Here is a 21,042-nt window from a genome sequence, read left to right as displayed (position 1 = left end):
CGATGTTCGCGTATATCGCGCTGGTATTGGTCGATGCAAGCCTGGTGGGCAACGGGATCGGTGATGCTGACACAGGGATCGTCGGCGTGTGCTTGTGCTGGTGGAATGCTGAGGGGTGTCAGCGCTATGGCTGCTGCCGCCGACGCGCCCAATATCGCCCTCTTCATCAGTTCTTCCTTTTTGTTTGTCGCCACCGATCATAGGCGTTTTTTTAACAGGCCAGCCATGATGGCGACATCGACGCCGGAGCCGTTCCGCAGCTAGACGCGGTGCGCGATACAGGGATCGAATTAGATTCTCCCACAGGCATTCGTGCTCGCCGCAGAATCAATACAGAGCGGCGAACCAGCACAGTCTTAGGGCTTACCTCCACCGAGCATCCCGCGAGGTCTGTTGTCCGCATCGTCGAGGGTAAACGATGATCAACTGCAGTAATCGAGTTGATCGACTTCCCAAGCTGAATACGCGGGTTCGATTCCCGTCATCGGCTCCATGCGCCTCGTTTGATCAGCGCGGCTGTACCACTCCGCCCACCGGGCGCTCGTCAACGTCCTTGAGGAGCAAATCGCGCACAGCGGGACGCGGCCCGTACGGTCGCAGCATGGTGCTGGCCGGCCGTGGACGCACGTGCTGCGGCCACCAGAACCAACGCCCGAGCAGGGTGGCCACCGACGGTGTCATGAACGACCGCACGATCAAGGTGTCGAACAACAGGCCCAGCGCGATCGTCGTACCCACTTGGGCCATCACCAGCAGCGGGCTGAACATGAACGTGGCCATGGTCGCGGCGAACACCAGACCGGCGGAGGTCACCACCGAGCCCGAACCGGCCATCGCGCGGATCGTCCCCGTCTTGAGCCCGGCCCCGATCTCCTCCTTGAACCGCGAGATCAACAACAGGTTGTAGTCCGAGCCGACCGCCAGCAGCAGGATGATCGCCATCGCCAGCACCATCCAGTGCAACTTCAAGCCCAGGATGTACTGCCAGACGAGCACGGAGAGTCCGAATGAGGCGCCCAGTGACAGCAACACCGTACCGACGATCACAAAGGCCGCCACGACGCTTCGGGTGATCACCAGCATGATGATGAAAATCAGTGTGGCTGCGGCAATTGCGGCGATCAGCAGGTCGATGTCAGAGCCGTCGTGCATGTCCTTGTACGTCGCGGCGGTACCGCCGAGGTACACCTTGGAGCCCTCCCAGGGCGTGCCCTTGATCGCTTCATGCACGGCTTGCTTGATCGGTTCGATGTGGCTGATGCCTTCGGGACTCGCCGGGTCGCCTTCATGGGAGATGATCAAGCGCACGGCGTGCCCATCCGGCGAGATGAAGTTCTTCAGACCCCGCGCGAAATCCGGGCTCTTGAACGCCTCTGGCGGAAGGTAGAAGGTGTCGTCGTTCTTGGCCTTATCGAAGGCATCGCCTTGGGCGGTGGCGTTATCGGATTGCGCCCGGGCCTGTTCGTTGAGACCCGTGGTAGTCGCGTAGTTCGACATGATGGTGTCGAGGTTGTGCTGCTGGCTCTCGATCTGCGGCGGTATCAGCGCCACCAGCTTCGGCTGAATCTTGTCCAGCTTGTCCAGGTTCGCGCTGAGGTTCACGATGTTCTGCGCCACCTGGTCGATGCCATCGAGCGCGTTGAAGATCGACCGGATCGCCCAGCAGGCCGGAATGTCGTAGCAGTGCCGCTCCCAGTAGAAGTAACTGCGAATTGGCCGGAAGAAGTCGTCGAAGTTGGCGATGTCGTCGCGCAATGCCTCGGTGATCTGCACGGTTTCCTTGGTGAGCCTGGTGGTTTCGTGCGTGGTGTTGCTCAGGTCCTGGGTGACCTGCATCTGCTCATGCAGCGTCGCCATCGTCTTGCGCAGCTCGTCCGCCTGCTTGAGCAGGTTTGCCGCCTGCTCATCTTGATAGTGCTGGGTCTGGATTCGCCCCGCGGCTTGTGCACCCATCTGAAAACCGAGGGTGCTGTGGTCGAGCGGTGTGCCCAACGGTCGGGTGATGGTCTGCACCCGTCCGATGCCGGGGATGTGGAAGACCGCCTTGGCCACCTTGTCCAGGACCAGGAAATCGGCCGGGTTACGTAGGTCGTGATCGGTCTGGATCATCAACAGCTCGGGATTGAGCCGAGCCTGGTCGAAGTGCCGGTCCGCGGCGGCATAACCGACATTGGCCGGGGTGTCCGCCGGCAGGAAGTGGCGGTTGTCGTAGTCCGTCTTGTAACCGGGCAGGGCGAGCAGACCAACCAATGCGACCCCGATGGTCACCGCGAGAACCGGCGCGGGCCAGCGCACAACCGCGGTGCCGATGCGACGCCAGCCCCGGGTCGCCAGCGTGCGCTTCGGATCCATGAGCTTGAAGAACGAAGCCACGGTCAGCACTGCAGGGCCGAGGGTCAACGCCGCGAGCACCGCTACCAACATGCCGATGGCGCACGGTGCGCCCAATGACTGGAAATACGGCAATCGGCAGAAGCTCAGGCAGTACATCGCGCCGGCGATGGTCAGCCCCGACCCCAGCACGACATGCGCGGTGCTGTGGAACATGGTGTAGAAGGCCTGTTCTCGCGTCTCGCCCAGACCGCGCGCCTCGTGGTAGCGGCCGACCACAAAGATCGCGTAGTCCGTTCCGGCGGCGATCGCCATCAACACCAACAAATTGTTGGCGAACGTGGAGAGTCCGATGATCTCGTTGTTGGCCAGCAAGGCAACGACGCCTCGAGCCGCTGCCAACTCGATGAACACCATCGCCAGCATGATCAGCATGGTGGTGATTGAGCGGTAGACGAACAGCAGCATCACCACGATCACCACAAAAGTGACAAGAGTGACGAGGGCGACGCCCTTCTCGCCCGCGTGGGACTGGTCGGCGAACAGCGGACCCGGGCCGGTGACGTACGCCTTGATTCCCGGCGGCGCGGGCACCGAGTCCACGATCTTGCGGAGGGCCAGGGCAGACTCGCTGGCCAGGCCGCCACCCATGTTGCCGGCGAGGTAGACCTGCACGTAGGCGGCCTTCTGGTCGTGGCTCTGGGAACCCGCCGCCGTCAGCGGATCACTCCAAAAATCCTGGACGTGCTGAACGTGTTGCTTGTCTTGCTCGACGCGCCTGACGATCTCGTCGTAGTAGCGGTGCGCCTCCTCCCCGAGCGGCTTGTCACCCTCCAGCAAGATCATGGCCGAGTTGTCCGAGTTGAACTCTTTGAACGTCGATCCGACCTTCATCGTCGACTGAAAGGACGCCGCGTCGGTCGGACTCATCGACACCGAGTGCGTCTTGGAGACGGCCTCCAGCTGCGGGGCCGCGGTGTTGGTGATGAAGACGATGCCCAACCACACCAGGACGATCGGCAGAGCGAGCCGGTGGATCATCCGCGGCAGGAACGGCGGAATCAGCGGCTGATCGACGCGCGGCGGAGCCTCGCTCGGCTCGCTCATGCGGACTTGTCCAGGCAGTAGACGAAGGGGTTCACGGTTTCGTTGGAATCTGAACGATTCGGAGCTTTGATGACGTCACCGTGCCCGTCGTGGTTGTTGACGACGAATTGGCAGGCGATCCAAGTGCCGTCTCCTTGCGCCACCAGGTTTGCCGGGATGCCGGGCTTTGTTGAACTCAATATTTTGCTCCAGGGCAAGGGCACGTTGAGGGCCTGCTGCGGATGGGAGTTTTCGTCGAGGTAATTGATGGTTGCCGTGCTGCCTGGCGAGCCCCAGACCTCGAGCGTGATCGTCTTGGCGTTGAACTCGTCGAGGACCTCGCCCGAGGTGCCACCACCGAACGAACCCTTGTGAACGCCGAAGACGCCGTGCAATCGGTATACGACGAATCCCGACACCGCAACGACGGCTGCGATCGTGAGCACCAACCAGAAACGCCCCAAAAGCCCCTTCTTCGTGGCGCGCCGCGGAGAGGGCTCGTCGCCGTTTCCGCCGGCGGAGCCGTGTGTCTTCAGCGGTTCGGTCCTGGGGTCAGTCATCGTCATGGGCGCTTCGAGTCCTTCATCACGGTCGAAAGATTAGCTAGCCTATCTGTAACCGTTGAGATGACCCACACGTTGTCGATTGCGGTGGCCACAGCAGTCCCCCTTCGGCGGCCGTCTTTACCTGTTGCAGTTCGCCAGCCACAGCGCTCCGGCCCCCTTCCTGAGTTCATGAGGATCCCGAGATCAGGCCGATGCAGGTGGCCGTCAGCAGGCGGGTGAGGGCGGTTGCGAAGTCCAGATTCCATTCGGGCGGAACGACTTCGGGCTCCCCGGCGTAGATGTCGGTCAGGTGCTCCGGCGGGTTCGCGACTTGCCACAGCGTCGCCGCCAGTGAGTAGGCGGCCAGCAGGATGTCCAGGGCGCCCGATCGTTCGAGTTCGGGCAGCGCGGATGCGATCGAATCGGCCAGCGAGAGTGTGGCCGCGGTACTGATCCGCCTGACCTCGATGACCCGCTCAGGGTCGACCTCGTGTTCCAGGTGCAGGTGCAGGTTGGCGAGCAGGTCGCAAAACAATGGGTCGTCGGCCAGGGCTTCGGCCAAGGTCTCGGCGATGCGCGAGGGCGACTTCCCGCCGGGCTCGGCCAGCTTCTCCGACACGGTATTGGACCACCGCACCCAGCCCTCGGCGGACAGCCGCAGCAGGACTTCCTTGTACGAGGTGAAGTAGCGGCGTACCGCCGAATAGTGAATTCCGGCGCGGTTGGCGACCGCGGTCAGGGTGACCGACGCGACGCCCGTCTCCATCGCCAGCGAGCGTGCGGCTTCCACGAGGGCCTCCGCACGTTGGCGCTTCTCTTCCTCGGTGCGGGCGCGCTGGAATGTTAGTTGCGCCACCGACCGAGCCTAACGCACGTTATGTGATTTGTATAACGCACAGAGTTTTTGTTCGCCTGATTGGCGCTCATGACGCCGCTGGCCCCGGGGAATCGCCGTGGTACATTCCCGCCTGTCGGACCCCGGGGTTGTGCGGAGGCTCACCATGGTCACACGGCGATGGAATCAGTCGGACGAGGCCAAGAGCAGCTACGTCCAGGAACTGTTCTCGGCGCTGGCGTCGCGCTACAACGTGATGACCGATCTGTGGACGCTCGGGCTTCATCGGCTGTGGAAGCGGCAAGCCCTGGAACTGTGCGCCCTTCGCACCGGCGAACGGGTGCTCGATGTCGCCACCGGGACGGGCGATCTGGCGTTCCTGGAGGCGGCCGCGGTCGGGCCGGAAGGCCAGGTGGTGGGCGTCGACTCCTGCTCGGCGATGCTGGAGGTGGCCCGGGGGCGGGAGCGCGGGGCCGTCGACTTCCAGGAGGGCGACGCCACGGACCTGCGGTTCCCGGACGCGTGCTTCGACGCGGTGACGATCGGCTTCGGGCTGCGCAACGTCGCCGACCGCGGCCAGGCGCTGCGCGAATTCCGCCGCGTGCTGCGGCCGGGTGGCCGGCTGATGGTCCTCGATTTCAGCACGCCGGACTCGAAGCCGATGAAATCCGTGCACGACCTGCTCTACTTCCGCGTGATGCCGGCGGTCGGCTGGGCCGTGGCCTGGCATCGCGACGCCCACCATTACACCGCCGATTCGATCCGCACCTGGATGTCGCGGGACGGGCTGCGCGACGCGATGCGGGAAGCGGGCTTCGTCGACGCCCGCTACGTCTCGCTGAGCACCGGGTTCGCCACCGTCCATATCGGAAGGCGCGAGGCCTGCGACGCGTAGCTTGCGAGACATGTTGGCCGGCAAGGGCATTGGTCGGCATCCCATGAGCCGCCGACTCGGGTAAGAGCCGTGGCAACGACGAAAGACGCTGGCATTACCACGATGTCGCGGGGTCCGGCCGCGTTCGTGGTGGCCGCGCTGTCGTTGTCGGTGACGTCGTTCACGCTCAACGCCACCATGCTCGGCCCGGCGATCCGGGACATTAACACCCATCTCGGACCCCACGCGTACGCATCGATGTCCGCCTACTTTTACCTCGCCGGGGCGATCGCCAACGTCGTTCTGATTCGGTGGAGCGACTTCGTCGGCCGCAAACGCGTTCTCGTCGGAGTCTTGTTCCTGGTCTGCGTCGGAACGCTGTTGTGCATCCTGGGGACGTCGCTGCCGATCGTGATGGTCGGCCGGGTCCTGCAGGGAACTGCCAACATCACCTACGGCCTGGCCTTCCTGATCATGCGCGAACACCTCAGCGGCCCGGCGTTCGGCGTCTGCTGCGGTGTCATCTCGGCGATCAGCGCCGGGGTGGCCGGGGTCGACGCGCTGCTGGCCGGTTTCATGGTCGATCATTTCGGCTATCGCTCCATCTTCGTTCTGACCTTGGTGTTCGGCATCGTCGCCGCCGCGCTCTGCTGCCTGGCGGTACCGGCCGACGAGCGGGAGCGCCCGGTCCCGGGCCGGATGGACTGGGTGGGCGCGGTCCTGATCGCGCTGGCCGTCGCGGGGCTCGACCTGTACTTCTCCAACGGTGACCAGATGGGCTGGGCCTCGCCGCTCATGCTCGTGTCGATCGGCACCGCCGGCGCCGCCCTCGTGGGGTTCGTCATGGTCGAGAAGCGCGTGGCCCAACCGCTGATCCACATCGACCAGATGGCGTCGCGCCACGCCTGGCCGTTGATCGCGGTGACCATCCTGTGCTTCGCGTCGTTCATGGTGGTGCTCAACTACATCGTCCCGTCGCTCGCCGAGAACGGCCGCGTCGGCTTCGCCGCCAGCGGGCAGGTGACCGCGTTGCTGTTCATCACTCCCGGCGCGCTCTCCCAATTGGTGGTGTCGCCCCTGGCCGGACGGCTCTCCGCCAGGGTCGGCTTCGTGACCGTGTTGCGGGCGGGGCTGGTCGCGGCCGTAGCCGTCACCGCGCTGCTCGCGGTGTTCGCGCTCGACAAGACGATGGTGATCGTTCTGATGGCCGTGTTCGGCATCGCGCTGGCCGTGGCGCTGACGCCGATGAGCGCGTTGGGCGTCTTGCAGGCGCCCGAGGACGAGCCCGGGTCGCTGCCGGGGATCGCCAACGCCTCTTACGGCGTCGGCGGTGCGCTCGGATTCGCTTGGGCCGGAACGGTTGTCGGGGAGGGCACCAAGGCGGGTTATCTGTCCGGGTTGTGGATCTGCGTCGGCATCGGCATCCTCGCCGTCGTCGCCAGCTTGGTCCTGAAGCCGCGCAACGTCGGCGCTCTCACGACGGCCGATAGCGGCCGTGTTCGGTGACGACGGCGGCGATCAGATCAGCCGGCGTCACATCGAAGGCGGGGTTGAAGGCGTCCGCGTCCGGCGGGGTGATCGTGGCGCCGGCGAACGTCCTGAGCTCGTCGGCCGCGCGTTCCTCGATGGCGATCTCGGCGCCGGTGGCCAGCGTCCCGTCGATCGTCGACGAGGGCGCGACCACGATGAGCGGCACGTCGTGATGACGCGCCGCGATGGCCAGACCGTAGGTGCCGATCTTGTTGGCGACGTCGCCGTTGGCCGCGATCCGATCGGCGCCGACGAGCACGCAGTCGACGAGGCCGCGTGCCATCGCCGCGGCCGCGGCGCCGTCCGGCTGCACCCGGTAGGGCACGCCCGCCTGCGCCAGCTCCCACGCGGTGAGCCGGGCGCCCTGCAGCAGCGGGCGCGTCTCGTCGACGAGCACCGACTCGACCAGTCCGCGCTCATGCAGGTGCCAGACGACGCCGAGCGCGCTTCCCCACGCCACGGTCGCCAGGTGACCGGCGTTGCAGTGGCTGAGTAGGCGCAGCGGGCGGCGATCGCAGAGCTCCAGGACGATGTCGGCGGCGTGGGCGGACGCGGCCCGGTTGAGGCGTTCGTCCTCGTCGAGGATTTCCAGCGCCTCGGCGAGCACGGATTCGGCGCCCTCGTCGAGCTTTTCGAGCGCGCGTGCCACTCCCCAACTCAGGTTGACGGCGGTCGGCCGGGCCTGCGCGACGCGTTCGGCCGAGGCGCGAACGTCGCCTCCCTCGCGCGCGGCGAGCACGACGCCGAGGGCGCCCGCCGCGCCCAGCGCCGGCGCGCCGCGCACCGCCAGGCGGCGGATCGCGTCGATCAACTCGTCGACGGTGCGCAGGGTCAGGACGCGGTAGTCGGCGGGCAGCGCGGTCTGGTCGATGATGGTGACCGCGTCGCCGTCCCAGTCGATGGTCCTGCGCACGAGCCGACCCTAGCCCGCGCCGCCCGAGCTTCTTAAGCGCTACATAACTTCGGCAGGATCCGGATACAGCTTCCCGCGCGACGATCGGTTAGCGGGTCAAAGTGTTGGGAGGCGTGGGCGTGGATATTGTGCTCGGGGTCTCGCTGGCGCCCGATTCGGTGCAGATGGTGCTCCTGCAGGGTGAAAACGCCGACGGCGCAACGGTTGACGAGAAGGACTTCGCCGTCGTCGCCGCCGACGATTCGCCCACCGTCAGCGCGTCCGACCGGGCGATCGCCGCCATCCTGGGCACCCGCGACGACGCGGCCGATGCCGGCCTCGCACTCTCCGCGATCGGGGTGGCGTGCACCGACCAGCTCGAGGCGAACGCGCTACGCGACGCGCTGGCCGTCCACAAGCTGGAGAACGTCATGCTGGTCTCGGCGTTTCTGGCCGCCGCCTCGCTGGCCCAATCCGTCGGCGGCGCAATGGGTTACGAGCGCACCGCGGTGCTGTTCGTGCAGCCCGGCACCGCGACGTTGGCCGTCGTCGAGACCTCCGACGGTTCGGTCGCCGACGTTGACAGGGAGCAGCTGACCACCACGTCCGGGCAGAGCGTCACGGCGGAGCTGATGGAGATGGTCGCCGGGCTCGACGAGCTGCCGACGCGCCCGGGCGGCCTGTTCGTGGTCGGATCCGGCGTCGACGTCACCCCGATCAAACCGTGGCTGGAGGAGGCGACGTCGCTGAGCGTGAGCGCCCCGGAGGAACCGGAGACGGCGCTGGCCCGCGGCGCGGCCCTGGCGTCGGCGAACGCGCCGTTGTTCGCCTCGTCGACCGCCGCGCTCGCCTATGCGCAGGACCCGGGCACGGGTGCGGTCGACGCGAGCGCATTGCCTGAATATCTGCGGGTGGCCGACGACGACGCCGGTGACGGCGAACTCGCCTACAGCGCTGTGGCCGACGACGATGCCGGCGCCCCGACCGTCGTCATCGATGCCGGCGCGGCGAAGCGCGGCGAGCCCCGGCCCCGGCCGGGCCTGCTGGTCGGAAGCGCGATCGCGGTGGCCGGCTTTGGCGCGGCGTTGGCGCTGGAGATAGCACTGGTGGTCGGCGTGCACACCACGGTTGGCCTGCTGCCCGCTCCGGTGCAGAATCTCATCGCGCCCGCCGAGCAGGTGCTCGCGCCCGTGCCCGGGCCGGTGGCGGCCACCAAGGCGGCCGCGCCCAAGCCGCTCGGCCCGCCCCCAAGCGCACTACCGCAGGCCGTTCCGCTGTCCGCGGCCCCGGTTCCGGCGGCTCCCGTCGCCCCGGCTCCCGTTCCCGTCGCCCCGGCTCCCGTTCCCGCGGCCCCGGTTCCCGTGGCACCGGTTCCCGCGGCACCGGTGGCCCCGGTCGTACCGTTGCCCGTCCTGGTCCCGCCGGTCGCGCCGCCTCCCCTGCCGCCTGTTCGGGTGACCGACCCGCCGGTGAGCCCGCCCGTGATCCAGGCACCGCCGCACCCGTCGCCGCCCGCCGCACCACCGCCGGTCCACGTCCCCCCGCCGCACTCGCCGCCACCCCACCAAGCTCCCCCGGGGCAGGGCTCTCACCCCGGCAGCGGCGGCGAACCCCCGGCCAACCCGGGTCACGGCGGGCCCGGCGACGGCCCCGGCCCGATCCACGGGAACCCGGGCGGCCCCCCTCCCGAGGGTGGCGGACCCGCCAGCGGCACCGGCCCCGGCCACGGGAACCCTGGCGGTCCTCCTCCCGAGGCCGGCGGTCCCGGCCCCAGCCACGGCACTCCCGGCGATAGCGGACCGGTCGGCGGCGGCGAACCGCACGCCGGCGGTGGGCCGGTCGGCGGAGGCGAGCCGCACTCGGGTGGTGGGCCGGTCGGCGGCTCCGAAAGCCCCGGCGGCGGGCCGGTGAGCGGCGGCGGTGAGTCCGGTGGCGGCAGCCACGGCGACGGCGGCGGCGTCTCGAGCGGCGGCGGCGTCTCGAGCGGCGGCAGCTCCGGCGGCGGCGTCTCGAGCGGCGGCAGCTCCGGCGGCGGCGTTAGCTCCGGCGGTGGCGCCGAAACCGGCGGGGGCCACCACTAGCCAGCGTCGCGGATCGGCTCCGACTCCCGGTCGACGCTCCCGGGTTAACGCTTTTCAAACGCCGCAAATTTGCCGCGCGCTGCGGTTACGGAACTGCTTTCATATATGGGCGGGGGTGGCAAACAGTCAGCGAAGAAGGAGTTATGGCAGCACAGAGGCTCTATGGCAAGTTCATCGGCGCAGCGTTTGCAATTGGTCCTCTCCTGACCGCCGGCATCGTGTGCGCCGGCCCGGCGCACGCGGACGAGGGCACCTACCTGAACCGCCTGCACGCCGTCGGCATCCAGGACCTCGAGGGTGGTGACCCGGCGCTGGTGCAGACCGGCTGGAAGATCTGCCAGCAGATCGCCTGGGGCGCCCCGCCGTCGCAACTGCAGTCCCTGGCGCTGCAAAAGTCGACGATGGACCTGGGGCCCAGGGGGCTCACGCCGCGACAGGCGGACGCCCTGATCGACTACGCCATCGTGGATCTGTGCCCGCGCGCGTAGCCGCGGCCTGAGTCGGCTCAGTCCCGCGCAAGCGGCTGAAATACCGGCAGGACCCGGTATTTCGCGCTGAAGCTGGCGTGGTCGTACTCGTCGCCCACCTCGCCGTCGTGGGCGATGACGGTCGGGCCGTCGACGGCGGAGAAGCTGAACTCCGGCACCTGCAGCTCGTGATACAGCGGGCTGCGCAGCAGGCGCCCCAGCGCCAGCGCGGTCAGGATTCTCGTTCGCGCCCAGGGGCGCCCGGTCTCCAGGATGCGCACGTCGATCAGGCCGTCGTCCATACGCGTACGGCGCGACGGCGCGAATCCCGTCGGCAGATACACCGAGTTACCGAGGAAGAACAGCGACGTCTGCAGCGTCTTGTTGTCGTAGCAAATCCTGACCGGCTGATCCTTGCGCAGGGTGTGCAGCATCGCGTAGAAGCCGGCCACCGGCTTGCCGACGCGCTTCTCGAGCTTTTCGCGATACCGGACGAACGTCGGGTACGCGCCGATGCTCGCGGTGTTGAGGACCATCTGATTTTCGTTGAGGCAGACCAGGTCGACGCGGACCACGCTGCCCGCCCGGATGGCTTCCACCGTTTTGGCCACGGTGTCGCAGCCGATGTCCTTGGCGAAGTGGTTGAACGTCCCGCCGGGAAAGACCGCCAGCGGCAGGTCCGCCTCGATCGCGACCGACGCGGCCGTCGCCACCGTGCCGTCGCCGCCGCCGACGGCCAGCACCTCGGCGCGCTCGGCGGCGCGGCGCAACGCCACCTCCGCGTCGTCGTCGGGACCCAGTTCGACGATCTCGACGTTGGGCAGTTCGGCGCGGACCTCGTCGACGACCCGCGAGCCCGTGCCGCTTCCCGACTCCGGGTTGATCACCAGGACCACGCCGGCGCCGTCGGGCCGCGGGGGCGTGTCGACGACGAACGGTTCGGTCTTGGGCAGGGTGGTTTCGACGATCGGGGGGACGACGCGGCCGCCCAGCACCGCCAGGCCGGCGCCGATGCCGAAGCCGGCGAGGACGTCTCCGGGATAGTGCGCGCCGGTGGCCACCCGCGACAGCCCGACCATGCCGGCCAGCAGCGCCAGGACGAAGCCCAGCGGCGGGTTCTCCAGCCCCACGCCGACGGCGAACGCGGCGGCGCTGGCGGAGTGTCCCGAGGGCAGGGAGTTGGACACCGGGCGGCGGCGGACCCGCCTGATCAGGGGCACCGAGTCGTACACGGGCCGCGGCCGCGGCCGGATTCGCTTGGCGACCTGGTTGGTGACCAGGCTGGTGGCGCCGAGCGTCACGACGCCGCGGGTCGCACCGCGCTGCGCCGAGGGCTTGCCCGAGGCCAGCAGAGCCGCCGCGATGGCGAGCCACAGCTTGGAGTGGTCGGCCGCCCGGGTCAGCGGCGGCATGACCGTGTCGAGCAGCGGGGTGGGCGTCTCGGCGATCGTCTCGAAGAGTTCCCGATCCAGCGTGCCCAGCCCGCGAGTGATCTGCTTGATGCCGCGCGCGCGTCGCCGGGGCCGCCTGTCCATTGCCTACACCTTAAATTGGCAACCGTGCGCGCAAACGACTACTCGGCGGCGTGGCTGCAAAACGCCCGACGCCGGGGCGTGGCCGCCGACGTCGTCGCCGAGATCGGCACGCGCCACGCCATCGCGCCGGACAGCTTCGTCGTCCTCGACGGGCTCGAGGAGATCAGGGACCCGCACGGCAAGTCCTACTTTCTGCTGCCCCGCGGCATCGGCGGGGACGACGCGCGCACGGCGACGCTGATGACCTACGTCCTCAACGCGGGCACCGACTACGGCAAGACGGGCCGGCGGCGCCCGGACTTTCCCGAGACCCCCTACACCGCCGCCGAGGTCGCGCGAATCATAAACCGGCAGAACGCAAATCGCTGGAGTTATTCCCGCGACGTCGGGTTCGTCCATCGCAACCGCGGTCGCCTGGTGACGACGCCGAACGGCATCCTCATGGGTACCGGCGGCAATTTGATCCAGCGGCAGTTCAGCAGGCGGGGCGGCACCACCTGGGGCGACATCTTCATGGTCAACCTGGGCAAGCTCACCGACCCCGCGGAGCGGCTGCGCCGGATCATCCGGTCCGGGTACGCCTGGCACCACCTGGATTTGGACCGGGTGCTGCACCACGAGGAGCGCCACTGCCGGCAATGGGCGGCCAGAGGCTATGCGGGCATGCTCAGGGACTACAGCTGGGAGCTGTTCCGCGAGTTGGCATTTGGCGAAACGAACAGGCTGGAGGCCGACGCGGGCCTGTCGGACGGCGGCTACCGGTGATGCAAAGCGTCGATTCCGTGGTAGAGCACCAGCAAGCCGATCGCGACCAGGATCCCGGCCATCAGCGCGGCGTTGTTCCTGTCCATCCAATCCTTGAGCCGTGCCATCGCATCGTCGAGGCGTTGACCCGCGGCGGCGTAGGCCAGTATCGGGACGGCAACCGTTGAGGCGGCGACGGCGACGAAGATCGCCGCGGCGATCCAGTAACCCACGACGTCCAGCCCGCTGCCCCCGATCGCCAATCCGGCCGGGACGCAGATGAGCAGCACGTCGGGTCGGATCACCACCAGCGCCAGCGCCGTCAGCGCCGCACGCGCCGGGGTGATGGTGGCGAACGACCGCATCCACGCGGGCGATTCGCTGTGGCCATGCCGGGTGAACCACCGGTAGACGCCGTACAGGATGAGCGCCGACCCGAGCACCACGCGCAGCCACGACGACCACGTCGGCGGCGACTTGTCGAGGCCGCCGAGCAGGCCGGAGGCCCCGACGGACAGCGCCGTCACCGCGGCCAGGCCCAGCACCCAGCCGGAGAGGAACGCGAGACCCGTCGGCCTCGGCCGCGGCGCCTGCAGCACCAGCACCGCCGGGATCACCGTGATCGGCGAGAGCGCAACGACCAGACCCAGCCCGATGACCCCGGAGAGCACCGAGCCCAAACTTCCTGCCACGGGCAGCAATCTATCGTGCCGCGCTACCGCAGAGCGTGAATTCCGTTGTAAACAACGAGCAAACCGATCAGGACCAGGATGACCGCGAGCATGGCGGCGTGGTTTTCTTCCATCCACACCTTGAGCCGCTCCAGCGCGTCGTCGAGGCGGCCGCCGGAGCCGACGTAGGCCAGGATCGGTGCGGCGACCGTCGACGAGGACACGGCGACGAAGACGGCGCCGGATACCCAACCGGCCGCGACGCCGAGCCCGCCGGTGCCGATCGCCAGGCCGGCGACCGCGGTCAGGATCAGCACCTCGAGGCGCACCACCGTCAGCACCACGCCGGTCACGCCGGCGCGGACAGGGGTCAGTTTGGAAAACGAACGCATCCAGAAGGGGGTCTTGCCCTGGCGATGGCGGGTCAGCCAGCGAACCACGCCGAACACGATGAGGGCCAGGCCCAGCACGATGCGCAGCCACGACGCCCACGTCGGCGGGGTCTGGTGCAGATCGCCCAGCAGGTCGGATGCCCCGACGAACGCCGCGGTGAGGGCTGCCATGCCCACCAGCCAGCCGGCGAGGAACGCGAGGCTGGTCGGGCGCGGCCGCGGCGCGTGCAGGACCAGCACCGCCGGGATGACCGTGATCGGTGAGAGCGCGATGACCAGACCGAGCGGAATGAGCTTGGTCAGCACGGACGCCAAGTTGCCTGTCACGGGCAGCAATCATCGCATTGCTCAGCCCTTCCGGCGCAGCGTCCAGGCCGGGACCCAGTGCGTCACGGTTTTTCGCTTGGAGCCGTAGGCGATGGGGTAGGTGACCAGCCCCCACCAGTCGCCCTGCTCGCAGATGCCCCAGCAGCTCAGCCGGCCCTCGACGACCTTGTGCAGTTGCAGGCCGTTGGGTTGGTACCGCCCAGCCCGGTGCGGCTCGCGGGGGAAAAGCACCGTCAGGTCGACGAGCACGGTGATCGGCGGGCGCACCACGCGGAACGGGCTGCGGACGGGCTGGCCGTTGTATCCGATCGACGCGAGCTCGCCCATTTATCGATCATACGTTCGAATGCCCGCGCGCTTGAGTCCTTTCATTTTCGCCTAGCGCACCCGGCCACGTCGCTACAGTCGCGGCATCGATACCGAGGGGAAGATCCGCATGAAGACACTGATCGCCGCCGGGGCGCTGGCGCTGGCCGGGCTGATGACCACCGCGGTGGGCATCGCCCACGCCGACGAGGTGGAAGCCGAGGGCAACTACTCGAGCCAGGCGGGGTGTCTGGCCGACGGCGCGCACGTGGAGCTCGCGTACAACGACCACCTATACACGCACTACGACTGCCGGATGGGTCCCGACGGCTTTTGGCACGTGTGGCTGAGTAACTGACGCAAGCCCCCCGTCCGCTTCTGGCAACATAGCGGGCGGTGAGCGTCTCCGATACCGCCGAGTCACGGCATCTCCGCGGCGGCCCGCTGGCACTGCCGCGGGTTGCGCTGGATCCGTTCCTCGTCGGATTGTTAGGCGCCGCAATCAGTCTCGCCGGCGCCGCCCGCCCGTCGTTCTGGTACGACGAGGCCGCGACCATTTCGGCGTCCTACAGCCGTTCGCTCGGCCAGCTGTGGCGCATGCTGGGCAACGTCGACGCCGTGCACGGCCTGTACTACACGCTCATGCACGCCTGGTTCCTGATCTTCCCGCCCACCGAATTCTGGTCCCGCGTCCCGAGCGGTCTGGCGGCCGGCGCGGCCGCGGCCGGGGTGGTGGTGCTGGGCAGGCAGTTCTCGTCGCGCGCCGTCGCGGTGGCCTCGGGGGTCCTGTGCGGCATCCTGCCCCGGACGACGTGGGCGGGCATCGAGGCCAGGCCCTATGCCCTGTCGATGATGGCTGCGGTCTGGCTGACGGTGTTGCTCGTCGTCGCCGTGCGCCGCAACACCGCCTGGGCCTGGGTGTCCTACGGCGCCGCCCTGGCCCTGTCGATCCTGCTCGACGCCTACCTGGTCCTGGTGGTGCTGGCGCACATCACCTTCGTATGGGCCTGGCACCGCGCGCGAAAAGTCTTGGTGCGCTTCGCCGTTACGTCGGGGGCGGTCGTATGCGGCCTGGCGCCCTTCCTGGTTACGGTCGCGGGGCAGTCGCATCAGATCCGTTGGGTCCCGCCGATCGGGCACAGGACGATCGAAGACGTGGTGGTTCAGCAGTACTTCGAACGCAGCCCGCCGTTCGCGGTGCTGTCGGCGCTGGTGGTGGCGGCGGCTATCGTGTTGTGGCTCAGCAGATCCGCGCGGCTCGCACCCGGGGATCGGCAACTGTTGACCATCGCGGCGGCGTGGCTGGCGATACCGACCGCCCTGATCGTGCTGTTCTCGACGCTGGCGCATCCGATCTACACCCCGCGTTATCTGGCCTTCACGGCGCCGGCGATGGCCCTGGTCCTGGGGGTCTGTGCGGCGGCGGTGGCCACCAAGCCCTGGGCGACCGCCGCCCTGATAGGCCTTTGCGCCGTCGCGGCCGCACCGAATTACGTTCGGGCGCAACGTAACCCGTACGCCAAGTACGGGATGGACTACAGCCAGGTGGCCGATCTGATCACCGGGAAGGCGGCGCCCGGTGATTGCCTGCTGGTGAACGACACGGTGACGTTCATGCCCGCCCCGATGCGCCCACTGCTGGCGGCGCGCCCGGGCGCCTACCGGAAGCTGATCGACCTCACCCTGTGGCAGCGGGCGACGGACCGCAACGACGTCTTCGACACCAACCTCATCCCGGAGGTCGTCGCCCAGCCGCTAAGCCATTGCGGCGTCGTGTGGATCATCACCCAGGCGGACCAGTCGATGCCCGCCCACGAGCAGGGGCCGGCGCTGCCGCCGGGTCCGGTCTACGGCCCGACACCGGCCTTCGCGGTTCCGCGCGACCTGGGATTCCGGCTGGTCGAGCGCTGGCAGTTCAACCTTGTTCAGGTGATCAAAGCCCAGCGGTAGTCACCAGATGCGGATGTAGTCGACGAGCATGTCCGCCGGGTAGGTTGCCGCGGCGGGATCGCCGGCGCCGACGCCGCCGACCGCCAGGGTGAACATGGGGGTCATCCAGTAGCCGGGGTTGTTGAAGGGCCACCGGAAGTCGTCGGGGGCGCCGCCGTGGACGTGGATGGGCTTGTTCGGAACGGTGAAGTACTGCGACCCGTCGCGCGCGAACTGAAACCCGTCCTCACCCCAGTGCATCCGCCAGGTGTGCCAACCGCCGTCCACCAGCCCCGGAATCGATTTCCCCTCCCAGGTTTTGCCGTTCGACGCCGCGTGCACCGTCGTTCCGGGGGGCCACGAGCCGTTGCCGTACCACTCGAAGAGGTCGACCTCGCCGTCGGGCAGCGGATCCTCGTTGACGCCCCAGAATGCCGACCACAGCCCAGGCTCCAGGCAGTTCAGCTTGATCTTCGCTTCCCAGGTTTGGTTGATCATGCTGCGGAAGTTGCCGCGCACTTTGGCGCCGTAGTAGGTGTCCCCCTCCTGGGTGGCGCGCAGGACGAGATTGGAGTTGCCGTCCTGGAAGACGTTTCGGCGGTCGTCCCGGTAGATCCCGGCGACCGGCGGAAACACGTCGTCCTGCCAGGTCTGCACCGTCCACTTCCCCGGATCCGGCGCCGAGCCGGCGGGGCCGTCGAACTCGTCGGAGAAGATGTAGCCGCCGCCCCCGGCCGACGGCGCCTCCGGCGGTGCCGGGAGCCGCGACGGGGTGGCCAGCGCCTCCGGGATGGGCGCCGAGGCCACGGCCGCCAGCATGCCGAGCCCCGTAGTCAGCAACATGCTGCGACGATCCATCTGCACTCCCCAATCGTTGATGGGCCGGGACCTGCGACCCGGAACGAATTCCCCTAGGCAACTCTCGCAAACGGTGTTATGAAACCACGCGCCGGGGGCGGTGCGCATCTCGCCAGACCGTGCGGAACCCATCCAATTTGGCGGATTAACGGCTGCTAGTGGGCCGAATCCGTGCCCGCCGCATAGAGCAGACGCTTCAGGTGGAGCTGTTCGTCGGCGCTCAGCCGGTCCAGGATCCGTTGGTCGGCCATCCGCACGGCGGCGTCGGCGCGCTTCAGCAGCGCCTTGCCCTCGCGGGTGAGCCGGGCCGGCATGGCCCGCCCCGCCGGGGCCGACACCGGACGGGCCAGCGCGCCGCGTTCCTCCAGCGAACGCAGCACCTGGTTTGCCGCCTGCGCCGAGACGTTCGTTCCGCGGGCGAGCTCGGCGCTGGTGAGCCCCGGATGCTTCGACAGAATCCGCATGCACACAAACTCCGCCAGCCCGATCCCCAACGGCTTGAGCTCCGCGGCAACCTGGGGCCGCAGCGCCGCCATCACTCGGTACAGCAGAAATCCCAGCGGCTCCTCGTGCGCTTGGCTCATGCCCCAATGCTGGCATGCGCCCCGCTGTTCACAGCAGGCAACCATCAATTTTCTTGACATCGCCGGAGCCGGTGGTATCAAGGAGCTTGATAGTCCTGATGTGGAAAGGAATGACAGAGATGTCTGGTGGATTTTTCGGCGGTTTCGGCGGTCCCGGCTTCGGCGGTCCCGGTTTCGGGGGTCCCGGCTTCGGCGGTCCCGGCTTCGGTGGCGGCTGGGGCGAAAAGGGCTGGGGGCACGGCGGATTCGGCGGCGGCCCCGGCTTCAAGGGTGGGTTCGGCCACGGCCGTCGGCCCTTCCTCAAGCGGGCCGCGTTCGTAACCGCGGCGCTGCTGCTCGACGGGCCGGCCGACGCCGCGCAGATCGTGCAGCGGGTGTCCGACGCGACCGAGGGCGCCTTCACGCCGCCGCAGGACGTGGCGGAGCTCGCCATCGGCCTGCTGGCCGGCAGGGGTGTGGTCACGGTCGACAACGGCGTCGCGACGCTGACCGAACTGGGCCGAAACCTGCTGGCCTGGCGGGGCGTCAGCAGCGAGACCGCGCACGCCTTCCTGGGCCGGGCGGCCAAGTTCGGCGACGTCTTCAAGATCCGCAGGGAGCTGTTCGAACTCGCCGGGCTGGCCCGCACGATCACCTGGACCGGCACCGATGAGCAGAAGCAGCAGCTCGCCGAGACCCGTACCAAGGTGCTCGAAGCCCTGACCGAGGCCAAGAAGACGCTGCACCGCGTCCTCGGGGAGGGCTAACCGCGGGCGGGCTCGCTCAGCTTGACCAGCATCTTGCCGATGTTGGCCCCGGTGAACAGGCCGTTGAGGGCGTCGACGCACGATTCGACGCCCTCAAAAACGGTCTGGCGAGCCCTGATTCGGCCCTCGCTCTCCCATTGCCGCAGGGCGGCGAACGCTTCGTCGAAGCGGCCCCAGTCGTCGAGGGCGTTGAAGCCCTGCATCGACGCGGTCTTGGACAGCAGGTTGACGTAGTTCGCCGGCCCGGGGTGCTGCCCGGTGAGGTAACTGGAGATGACGCCGCACAGCACCACCCGCGCCTTGGTGGCCAGCCGCCCGAGCACCGCGTCCAGGATCGGCCCGCCGACGTTGTCGAAATAGACGTTGACGCGCCGCGGGCAATGCTCTTTGAGCGCCGACGCCAGGTCGTCGTTCTTGTAGTCGATGCACGCGTCGAATCCGAAGTCCTCCACCACCGCCCGGCACTTCTCCGGGCCCCCGGCGATGCCCACCACCCGCGCGCCGGCGATCTTGGCGATCTGCCCGGCCACCGAGCCGGTGGCTCCCGCGGCGGCCGACACCACCACCGTCTCCCCGGGCTGGGGCCGGCCGATGTCCATCATCCCGATGTAGGCGGTCGCCCCGGTCGGGCCATACACCGACATCACCGCCAGCTGATCCACGCTGCCCTTGCCGGGAACCGGCGTGCTGAACACGTCGTCGCGGATGATCACGTACTCCTGGAAGCCCGACAGCGTGGTGACGACGTCGCCGATCTCGAAGGCGTCGCAGCGCGTCGCGACCACCTCACCGATGCCCGCCGCCCGGATCACCTCGCCGAGCTGCACCGGCGGCAGGTAGCCCGGCTGATCGTTCAGCCAGGTGCGCACCGCCGCGTCGAGTCCCACGTAGGTGGTCCGCAGCAGCGCCTCACCCTCGGCCGGCTCGGGCGCCGGCCTGGTGACGAGCTCGGTGTCCTCGGGCTGGACCAGACCAGTCGGGCGGCGACGCAACAGGATTTGGCGATTCGGCAAGTCGGGCACGGTGCTGAAACTACCCATTCGGCTCGTTCGGGTGGGAGCATCTGTCCATGAACTCGCAGGACGACCCGGAACAGCGCATCCGGGAACTCGAGCGCCCCCTGGCCGACGCGGCGCGCGCGTCCGAGCCCGGACAAGCGCAACCGCCCGGGGGCTACTCGTATCCGCCCGCGCCACCCGGTCCCCCGCCCCCGCCGCCGCCGGCCAGTCCTTGGACCTACGGCGGGCCGTCGTACGGGCCGCCGCCGGGGTCCTCGTCGGGCAACCGCACCTGGTGGATCGTGGGCACGTTCGTCGTCATCGGATTTCTCGCCCTCGCCGGGGGCATCGCCGCCTTCGCCGCGCACCAGCTGTCCGGTGTCCGGTCGATCATCAGCTCCCCGCCGAGCATCTCCGCCACGTTTGGTCCGCCGTCGAGCGCCACCAGCACCCCGCGCAGTCCCGGCCCTTCGAGCACCCGGACCAGGACGACGACACCGTCGACGTCACCCACCCCCACGCCCGGCGCCAAGATCAGCGTCTCGGGCATCAACGAGAATCGAACGATCTCGTGCAACAACAACATCGTCAGCGTCAGCGGGGTTTCCAACACGGTCGTGATCACCGGCCACTGCACGAGCCTCACGGTGTCCGGCGTTCAGAACGCCATCACCGTCGACTCCGTCGACAGCATCGACGCGTCCGGCTTCAGCAACAAGATCACCTACCACTCGGGCAATCCGAAGATCAGCAACTCCGGCGGTTCCAACGAGGTGCAGCAGGGCTGAGCGGTGGCGGCGCTAGCCTGTCGCGCCGGATTCGCCGGACTCGCCGGACTCTTCGGCGTCGTCGTCGAGCACGCTGACCGCGATGCCATACGGCAGGAAGCGCACCTTGCGCTTGGGATCCACGTTGTTCTTGTTGGCCCGCAGCGCGTCGAGTTCGGTCGCGTAAACCTGCTCGACATGGGCGCCGCCGTCGGCGTCCACGGTGTAGATGGCCCACACCCCGTCGCCGGCCTCGCCGGCGGTCTCCGGCGCGCGGCGCGGCCGCCGGGATAGGTCCTCGAAGAACGCGGACCAACTTGTCCCTGGCACGGGGGCGGTGACGAATTTGCCGATTCGCTCGAACACGTCGCGCAGGCCCTCGCTGCCCTCCCTGATCACGCGATCGAACTCGTCGGGATCGAATCCGAACGCACCGTACTCGCCCACACAGACCTCCTTGCAGTGACAGCGCTACTGATCAGTGTGCGCTCAGTCGCCGCCGCCCGCCACGGACCGGCCTACGGGGCCGGCGGCGACTGTGCGC

At 68.3% G+C, this 21,042-nt stretch carries 22 protein-coding genes; 10 read left to right on the top strand and 12 right to left on the bottom strand.

All coding sequences use genetic code 11. The features are described from left to right. The first annotated feature begins 126 nt into the window (after window positions 1–126). The gene (locus tag AWB89_RS27340; protein WP_158089842.1) at window positions 127–264 is read left to right on the top strand and encodes a hypothetical protein; all 138 of its coding nucleotides are present in this window, start codon (window positions 127–129) and stop codon (window positions 262–264) included. A 243-nt stretch (window positions 265–507) separates the two neighbouring features. On the opposite strand, the gene AWB89_RS20910 is transcribed toward AWB89_RS27340, so the two are convergent. The 3 genes from AWB89_RS20910 to AWB89_RS20900 form a co-directional block, all read right to left on the bottom strand. Then, a complete protein-coding gene (locus AWB89_RS20910; RefSeq protein WP_085176258.1) occupies window positions 508–3,438 on the bottom strand; it encodes an MMPL/RND family transporter in 2,931 nt (976 codons plus the stop codon). Then, window positions 3,435–3,983, bottom strand: a complete 549-nt coding sequence (locus tag AWB89_RS20905) for an MmpS family transport accessory protein (protein WP_085104658.1) — start codon at window positions 3,981–3,983, stop codon at window positions 3,435–3,437. Before AWB89_RS20905 ends, AWB89_RS20910 begins: the two co-directional genes overlap by 4 nt. 166 nt (window positions 3,984–4,149) lie before the next feature. Beyond that, window positions 4,150–4,818: a TetR/AcrR family transcriptional regulator gene (locus AWB89_RS20900; RefSeq protein WP_085176256.1), complete on the bottom strand. Its 669-nt coding sequence runs from the start codon at window positions 4,816–4,818 to the stop codon at window positions 4,150–4,152. A gap of 145 nt (window positions 4,819–4,963) precedes the next feature. Here AWB89_RS20900 and AWB89_RS20895 point away from each other — a divergent pair, with 145 nt between their 5' ends. Next, window positions 4,964–5,692 carry a class I SAM-dependent methyltransferase gene (locus tag AWB89_RS20895; RefSeq protein WP_142282595.1) on the top strand — a complete coding sequence of 243 codons (729 nt, stop codon included), beginning with the start codon at window positions 4,964–4,966 and terminating at the stop codon, window positions 5,690–5,692. A gap of 102 nt (window positions 5,693–5,794) precedes the next feature. Next, window positions 5,795–7,177, top strand: coding sequence for an MFS transporter (locus tag AWB89_RS20890; RefSeq protein ID WP_085176253.1), 1,383 nt, complete (start codon window positions 5,795–5,797; stop codon window positions 7,175–7,177). On the opposite strand, the gene mtnA is transcribed toward AWB89_RS20890, so the two are convergent. Then, the gene (gene mtnA / locus AWB89_RS20885; protein ID WP_085104649.1) at window positions 7,146–8,114 is read right to left on the bottom strand and encodes an S-methyl-5-thioribose-1-phosphate isomerase; all 969 of its coding nucleotides are present in this window, start codon (window positions 8,112–8,114) and stop codon (window positions 7,146–7,148) included. The genes AWB89_RS20890 and mtnA overlap by 32 nt on opposite strands. Window positions 8,115–8,233: 119 nt before the next feature. On the opposite strand from mtnA, the gene AWB89_RS20880 reads away from it, so the two are divergent. Both AWB89_RS20880 and AWB89_RS20875 read left to right on the top strand, forming a co-directional pair. Beyond that, on the top strand, window positions 8,234–10,174 hold the full coding sequence (locus AWB89_RS20880; protein WP_085176263.1) for a DUF7159 family protein: 1,941 nt from the start codon (window positions 8,234–8,236) through the stop codon (window positions 10,172–10,174). Between the two features lie 143 nt (window positions 10,175–10,317). Then, complete coding sequence (locus tag AWB89_RS20875; RefSeq protein ID WP_085104703.1) at window positions 10,318–10,662, top strand: DUF732 domain-containing protein; 345 nt, start codon at window positions 10,318–10,320, stop codon at window positions 10,660–10,662. 17 nt (window positions 10,663–10,679) lie between these two features. Here the strand turns inward: AWB89_RS20875 and AWB89_RS20870 are convergent, their stop codons facing one another. Then, window positions 10,680–12,176 (bottom strand): bifunctional phosphatase PAP2/diacylglycerol kinase family protein, encoded by a 1,497-nt coding sequence (locus AWB89_RS20870; RefSeq protein ID WP_085176251.1) that lies wholly within the window; start codon window positions 12,174–12,176, stop codon window positions 10,680–10,682. A gap of 24 nt (window positions 12,177–12,200) precedes the next feature. Between AWB89_RS20870 and AWB89_RS20865 the strand changes: the two genes are divergently transcribed. Next, window positions 12,201–12,941 (top strand): hypothetical protein, encoded by a 741-nt coding sequence (locus tag AWB89_RS20865; RefSeq protein WP_085176249.1) that lies wholly within the window; start codon window positions 12,201–12,203, stop codon window positions 12,939–12,941. Here AWB89_RS20865 and AWB89_RS20860 read toward each other — a convergent pair. From AWB89_RS20860 to AWB89_RS20850, 3 genes are read right to left on the bottom strand one after another with little or no spacing between them, the layout of a single operon-like run. Further along, complete coding sequence (locus tag AWB89_RS20860) at window positions 12,932–13,612, bottom strand: GAP family protein (protein ID WP_085104698.1); 681 nt, start codon at window positions 13,610–13,612, stop codon at window positions 12,932–12,934. The two genes, AWB89_RS20865 and AWB89_RS20860, sit on opposite strands and share 10 nt — an antisense overlap. A 23-nt stretch (window positions 13,613–13,635) precedes the next feature. Next, window positions 13,636–14,289: a GAP family protein gene (locus AWB89_RS20855; RefSeq protein WP_085104709.1), complete on the bottom strand. Its 654-nt coding sequence runs from the start codon at window positions 14,287–14,289 to the stop codon at window positions 13,636–13,638. Window positions 14,290–14,331: 42 nt separating this feature from the next. Then, on the bottom strand, window positions 14,332–14,637 hold the full coding sequence (locus AWB89_RS20850) for a hypothetical protein (protein WP_085176247.1): 306 nt from the start codon (window positions 14,635–14,637) through the stop codon (window positions 14,332–14,334). Between the two features lie 109 nt (window positions 14,638–14,746). Between AWB89_RS20850 and AWB89_RS20845 the strand changes: the two genes are divergently transcribed. Then, the gene (locus tag AWB89_RS20845; RefSeq protein WP_085104696.1) at window positions 14,747–14,974 is read left to right on the top strand and encodes a hypothetical protein; all 228 of its coding nucleotides are present in this window, start codon (window positions 14,747–14,749) and stop codon (window positions 14,972–14,974) included. Window positions 14,975–15,060: 86 nt separating this feature from the next. After that, on the top strand, window positions 15,061–16,566 hold the full coding sequence (locus AWB89_RS20840) for a glycosyltransferase family 39 protein (RefSeq protein ID WP_085176262.1): 1,506 nt from the start codon (window positions 15,061–15,063) through the stop codon (window positions 16,564–16,566). On the opposite strand, the gene AWB89_RS20835 is transcribed toward AWB89_RS20840, so the two are convergent. Both AWB89_RS20835 and AWB89_RS20830 read right to left on the bottom strand, forming a co-directional pair. Then, window positions 16,567–17,403: a glycoside hydrolase family 16 protein gene (locus tag AWB89_RS20835; RefSeq protein WP_085104694.1), complete on the bottom strand. Its 837-nt coding sequence runs from the start codon at window positions 17,401–17,403 to the stop codon at window positions 16,567–16,569. A 155-nt stretch (window positions 17,404–17,558) separates the two neighbouring features. Beyond that, complete coding sequence (locus AWB89_RS20830) at window positions 17,559–17,987, bottom strand: MarR family winged helix-turn-helix transcriptional regulator (RefSeq protein WP_085104692.1); 429 nt, start codon at window positions 17,985–17,987, stop codon at window positions 17,559–17,561. A 119-nt stretch (window positions 17,988–18,106) separates the two neighbouring features. Here AWB89_RS20830 and AWB89_RS20825 point away from each other — a divergent pair, with 119 nt between their 5' ends. Next, window positions 18,107–18,733 carry a hypothetical protein gene (locus tag AWB89_RS20825; RefSeq protein ID WP_085176245.1) on the top strand — a complete coding sequence of 209 codons (627 nt, stop codon included), beginning with the start codon at window positions 18,107–18,109 and terminating at the stop codon, window positions 18,731–18,733. Here AWB89_RS20825 and AWB89_RS20820 read toward each other — a convergent pair. Further along, window positions 18,730–19,755 (bottom strand): NADP-dependent oxidoreductase, encoded by a 1,026-nt coding sequence (locus tag AWB89_RS20820; protein ID WP_085104705.1) that lies wholly within the window; start codon window positions 19,753–19,755, stop codon window positions 18,730–18,732. The two genes, AWB89_RS20825 and AWB89_RS20820, sit on opposite strands and share 4 nt — an antisense overlap. A gap of 47 nt (window positions 19,756–19,802) precedes the next feature. Here AWB89_RS20820 and AWB89_RS20815 point away from each other — a divergent pair, with 47 nt between their 5' ends. Beyond that, the gene (locus AWB89_RS20815; protein ID WP_085176243.1) at window positions 19,803–20,519 is read left to right on the top strand and encodes a DUF3060 domain-containing protein; all 717 of its coding nucleotides are present in this window, start codon (window positions 19,803–19,805) and stop codon (window positions 20,517–20,519) included. Window positions 20,520–20,531: 12 nt separating this feature from the next. On the opposite strand, the gene AWB89_RS20810 is transcribed toward AWB89_RS20815, so the two are convergent. Then, the gene (locus AWB89_RS20810; RefSeq protein ID WP_085104686.1) at window positions 20,532–20,945 is read right to left on the bottom strand and encodes a hypothetical protein; all 414 of its coding nucleotides are present in this window, start codon (window positions 20,943–20,945) and stop codon (window positions 20,532–20,534) included. Between the last annotated feature and the right edge of the window lie 97 nt (window positions 20,946–21,042).

The organism is Mycobacterium paraense, from assembly GCF_002101815.1.
Taxonomy (GTDB): Bacteria; Actinomycetota; Actinomycetes; order Mycobacteriales; family Mycobacteriaceae; genus Mycobacterium; species Mycobacterium paraense.
The sequence above is the reverse complement of the archived record's forward strand: the minus strand, read 5'-3'. Positions and strand labels throughout refer to the sequence as shown.